This is a genomic window from Hyalangium sp., from assembly GCF_035629615.1.
In the GTDB taxonomy this organism is placed as follows: domain Bacteria; phylum Myxococcota; class Myxococcia; order Myxococcales; family Myxococcaceae; genus Hyalangium.
Genome location: NZ_DASPHO010000655.1, coordinates 1 through 4,616, shown reverse-complemented (window position 1 = coordinate 4,616; position 4,616 = coordinate 1). Strand labels below are relative to the sequence as shown.

The 4,616-nt window shown below is 69.5% G+C and carries 6 protein-coding genes; 5 read left to right on the top strand and 1 reads right to left on the bottom strand.

What is annotated here, in order from left to right; all coding sequences use genetic code 11:
* The 3 genes from VD972_RS33410 to VD972_RS33400 form a co-directional block, all read left to right on the top strand.
* On the top strand, window positions 1-279 hold a 279-nt coding region (locus tag VD972_RS33410; RefSeq protein ID WP_324992849.1), incomplete at its 5' end, for an outer membrane lipoprotein-sorting protein.
* A gap of 8 nt (window positions 280-287) precedes the next feature.
* Complete coding sequence (locus tag VD972_RS33405) at window positions 288-1,718, top strand: hypothetical protein (RefSeq protein ID WP_324992848.1); 1,431 nt, start codon at window positions 288-290, stop codon at window positions 1,716-1,718.
* Between the two features lie 9 nt (window positions 1,719-1,727).
* Window positions 1,728-2,459, top strand: a complete 732-nt coding sequence (locus tag VD972_RS33400; RefSeq protein WP_324992847.1) for an ABC transporter ATP-binding protein — start codon at window positions 1,728-1,730, stop codon at window positions 2,457-2,459.
* Window positions 2,460-2,526: 67 nt separating this feature from the next.
* Here the strand turns inward: VD972_RS33400 and VD972_RS33395 are convergent, their stop codons facing one another.
* A complete protein-coding gene (locus VD972_RS33395) occupies window positions 2,527-2,787 on the bottom strand; it encodes a hypothetical protein (protein ID WP_324992846.1) in 261 nt (86 codons plus the stop codon).
* 296 nt (window positions 2,788-3,083) lie between these two features.
* On the opposite strand from VD972_RS33395, the gene VD972_RS33390 reads away from it, so the two are divergent.
* Together VD972_RS33390 and VD972_RS33385 are read left to right on the top strand one after the other, a co-directional pair.
* Window positions 3,084-3,533: a hypothetical protein gene (locus VD972_RS33390; protein ID WP_324992845.1), complete on the top strand. Its 450-nt coding sequence runs from the start codon at window positions 3,084-3,086 to the stop codon at window positions 3,531-3,533.
* A 7-nt stretch (window positions 3,534-3,540) separates the two neighbouring features.
* The coding region (locus tag VD972_RS33385) for an MCP four helix bundle domain-containing protein (RefSeq protein ID WP_324992844.1) at window positions 3,541-4,616 on the top strand (1,076 nt) is incomplete at its 3' end.

Genomic DNA, 4,616 nt, shown 5'->3' with positions numbered 1-4,616 from the left:
AAGTCGCAGGAGACGGCCTACGACGCCATCAAGCTGTGGGTGCGGAAGTCGGACGGGCTGCCGGTGAAGGCGCAGTATTTCGGTACCAGCGGGCAGATGCTGCGCAGCGCCGAGTTCAGCGACTACGTGGAGTTCGAGAAGGGCTACCAGCGGCCGGCGAAGGTGGTGATGCGCAACGAGCTGGTGAAGAGCCGCCGCTCAGAGATGGTGGTGAAGTCTCTGAAGCGCGGGGTGGAGGTGCCTGCGCAGCGCTTCACGCAGACGGACCTGGGACGCTGAGCTTCCTCATGTACCTCTTGGGGGTCCTCTTCCTGGTGCTCGCCGCCGCGCCGGCCCTGGCTGCCGAGGTGACGGGGTACGTGGAGAGCCGCACGCAGTACTCACGCTCGCGCGTCCACGGCCTGCTGCCTACGGACGCGCAGCCCGAGGTTCAGCAGATCCTGGAGCTTAACGCCCAGCCGCGCCACGAGTACCGGCCCGGTGGCTTCGTGGCAGCAGACCTGTCCCTCTTCCTTCAAGGCGCCTGGCGCTACCGAGGCCTCGACACAGAGGGGCAGGAGGTGGGAGTTCCCGTGCGCGAGGCCTCCGCGGCCCGCCCCTTCGTCTCGCTCAGCGAGCTCTACGTGAGCCATGAGGTGGTGCCCGCGCTCCACCTGCTGGCCGGCAAGAAGCGCATCCTCTGGGGCACCGGCTGGGCCTACAACCCCACGGATCTGCTCAACCCGCCGAAGGATCCCACGGATCCGACCTCCCAGCGCGTCGGCGCGTACATGCTGCGCGTGGAGGTGCCCCTGGAGAAGTTCACCTTCTCCCTGGTGGCCAGCCCCGCAGTGCTGGAGCAGGAGAGCGGTCTGCCGCGCGCGCTCCTCGTCTACCCGGAGTGGAACGCGCTCGATCACGAGGCCCACTACCTGCTCGCCGCGCGCGCCTACGCCCTGGTGGCCAACGCCGATCTCAACCTCATGCTCTTCCACTCCAACCTCTACCGCGATGACTTCGAGGACAAGACACAGCTGGGCTTCTCCTTCTCGCGCTACTTCTTCGATGACTACGAGCTGCACGTGGAAGCCCTGGTCGGGAGAGGCTCGGCGCGCAGCTACCCCACTCCCGGGTGCCTGGACAGCGGTGAGGCCGCCGTGGACTGCTTCCGCCGCGGCGAGCCGTTGATCTCCCAGCGGCGTCTGGAGGAGAAGCGGCTGCGCCCGCGCATCCTCGTGGGCACCCGCTACCAGTTCTCCGACGAGTCCCTGCTGTCCGCCGAGTACCTCTACCAGGCGGACGGGCTGAAGCGCTCCGAGTTCCAGGACGTCGTCAGCGGCCTCTCGCTGTTGTCCGTGGCCCGCGAGCTCGGCCTGGACACCGAGCAGGTGCTGGAGCAGCTCCTGGGCGGGACGGAAGCGGGGCTGTCGCAGCGGTTCCGCTTCGTCCCCATCTCCCGGCACTACGCCTTCCTCACCTTCCAGAAGCCGAAGATCCGCGACGACTTCACGGTCTCGGCGTCGCTGATCGCCAACCTCCGGGATCTCTCTGGCCTGCTCGCCCCGAGCGTCGCCTGGTCCACCACCGAGTGGATGACGCTCACCCTCTCCGGCTTCGTGCCCTTCTCCGGCCCCTCCTCACTCGCCGCCACTGTGCCCGCCACGGGCGAGCACGTGAGCGAGTTCGAGCTGATTCCCTCCTCCTACCGGGTCCTGCTCCAGGCCCGCCTCTTCTACTGAGGACGCCCCATGTCGCCCCGGAACCTCATCGAGCTCACCGGCATCACCAAGGACTACCTCCTGGGCAAGACGAAGGTGAGTGCCCTGCGCGGCGTGGACCTGAGCGTGAGCGCCGGCGAGTTCACCGTGGTGACGGGGCCCTCGGGCAGCGGGAAGACGACCCTGCTCAACATCATCGGGTGCCTGGACCGAGCCACCAGCGGCTCCTACCGGCTGGATGGCGAGGAGGTGGGGGATCGCGACTTCGACGCGCTCGCGGAGGTGCGCAACCGGAAGATCGGCTTCATCTTCCAGAGCTTCAACCTCATCCCCGTCCTGGACGTGGCGGAGAACATCGAGTTCCCCTGCATGGTGCGCAAGGACGGTGAGAGCCGTGCGGCCCTGCGCAAGCGGGTCGAGGCGCTCGCGGATGCGGTGGGCTTGCTGCCCTTCGTGCGCCACCGTCCGGACGAGCTCTCGGGAGGCCAGCGTCAGCGCGTGGCCATCGCCCGCGCCCTCATCACCCAGCCCCAGCTCGTGCTGGCCGACGAGCCCACCGCCAACCTGGACTCGGCCACCAGCGATCAGATCATCGACCTGATGCTGGCGCTCAACCGAGACAAGGGTGTCACCTTCCTCTTCTCTACGCACGATCCGCGGGTGGTGGCCCACGCGCGGCGGGCCCTGCACCTCCATGACGGGCGCATGCTGCCAGGCGAGCGCTCCACCGCTCAGCCTGAGGCCCAGGCCGAGACCCCCTGAAATGCGACGGGAGCGCCCCCTCGAGAGAGGACGCCCCCGCGCAAGCTCGCCTCGCGGCGAAGCGGAACTACTTGGTGGTCTCGGCAGCCGTGGCCTCCGGCGCCTTCGTCTCTGCCTTCTTGCTGCTCTTCTTGGTGGTCTTCTTCTCGGTCTTGGTCTCGGCCTTCACTTCGGCGGCCGGGGCGGCCGGGGCGGCCTCGGGGGCCTTCGCCTCGGTCTTCGCCTCGGCGGCCGCCGCGGGAGCAGGCTGGGTCTCCGCGGCCTTGGCGGGCTCCGTGGCAAACGCGGACGTGGCAACCAGGGCAACAGCGACGATGAGCTTCTTCATGATGGGAATCTCCAGGTTCAGAGCAGGAGCGGCGCGAGATTGCGGCCGTGTCCGCGGCACAACGCAGAGCAGCATCCGTGCCACGCGGGAAGCCCGCGATTCCTGGTCTATCCTACCTTTGCGGCTGTGGAGCTTTTCCCCAGGGGCGCCCGGGACGTGCTGAAACGCTCCTCAGGGCGCCGCTCTCCGACCTGGAACGACACGCTCCTAGTTTGACCTCGAAGGGTGAGGAGGTTCTTCCCAGCGCAGCTGGGCGGTCTTTGACGGAATCCCGGCTCTTCTGCAATGTGCGGGGCATGCGGTACCTCTTCATCGCCACGGTGTCGGCGTGGTGGGGAGTGGCGTGCGCGACAGTCCCCCCCGCCGCGCAGCTCCCGACCCCAGCCCAGGTGCAGGAAGTGGAGGCGTGGCGGCGCCAGTATGAGGAAGAGCGCGCACGTTCCGAGGAGCTCGCCCTCCGGCTGGCGGCAGCGGAGGCAGCGCGGGAAGCGCTCGAGCTGGAGCGCGCGGAGGCGGAGCAGGCCCGGCAGACGGTGAACGAGGAGCTGGCGCGGCGGGAGGTGGAGCTCCACTCCCTGGAGGATCACAACGCTCAGCTCCAGGCCCGGCAGCGCGAGCTGGCGCAGATGCACGAGCAGATGGCGGACGTGTGGTTCGAGTCAGCGCTCTCTCGGGCGCGACGGCACAGCGCTCCGCCAGGGCCACCGCCGCCGGCACCGGGAGGCGGGCAGGGGGCCTCACCCTGAGCTCCGAGTGAACGCGCGCGCGCCCATTCGAGGCTACCGGGCCGGGTTCCTCTTCGCGGTGGCGCTCCTGGCCGCGGTGGCGGGCTTCACCCTCTGGAGGGAGCTGCGCACCGGCCAGCAGGTGGAAGCGCTGGTGCGCGAGGCCCTGGAGCGTGCAGGCCTCATCGGCCGCATCCGCGTGGATGCGCTCTCGCTGGAGAGCGCCATCGAGGCCCACATCCGCGCCACGGATGATGAGGAGCGCCAGGCGGCCAACGCGGTGATGGAGGACATCCTCGAGGACATCCGCCGCTCCACCGAGGCCTATACGCGCAACCTGCTCTCTGGAGAGAAGGAGGTGTGGCAGCGCTTCAACGCGGCCTGCCAGACGCTGGCGGATCAGACGCGGGCCGCGGCCGTGCTCTCGCTCCGCCAGGAGGCCGAGCGGGCCCGGCACCACCTGGCGGATCGCATCCGCCCCCAGCTGATGGAGGTGGACACGCTGGCCACCCACCTGTCCCGGGAGAACGCGGACGAGGCGCAGGAGCTCGTCGGGCGCCTGGCGTCCATGCGGGTGCGCACCACGGTGCTGGGCGCCGGAGTGACGCTGGTGGCCGTGCTCCTCTCACTGCTGGTGGGCTGGCACATCACCACGGTGCTGCGGCGGCAGGAGGGCACCATCCAGCGGCAACTCGAGGAACTGGGCCGGGCCAACCAGGAGCTGGACGCCTTCACGAGCCGGGTGGCGCATGACTTGATGGGGCCGCTGGCGCCGCTCAAGGGCTACCTCACGCTCATCCGGCGCACGGGCGCGGTGAACGAGCCCGGGGCGCTGGAGATGCTGGCCCAGTGCGAGTCGAGCGCGGTGCGCATGGGCGAGCTCATCGAGGCGCTGCTGCGCTTCTGCCGGGCGGGCACCCGGGGCGAGCGCACCTCGGCGGAGCTGGACACGGCAGTCAGCACGGTGCTGCTGGAGCTGTCGCAGACCGCGGCGGCCCAGGGCGTGGCGCTGGAGCGGGAGCTGGAGCCCGGCGTGCGGGTGGACTGCCCCAACCAGCTCCTCCAGGTGGTGGCGCGCAACCTGGTGTCCAACGCGGTGAAGTA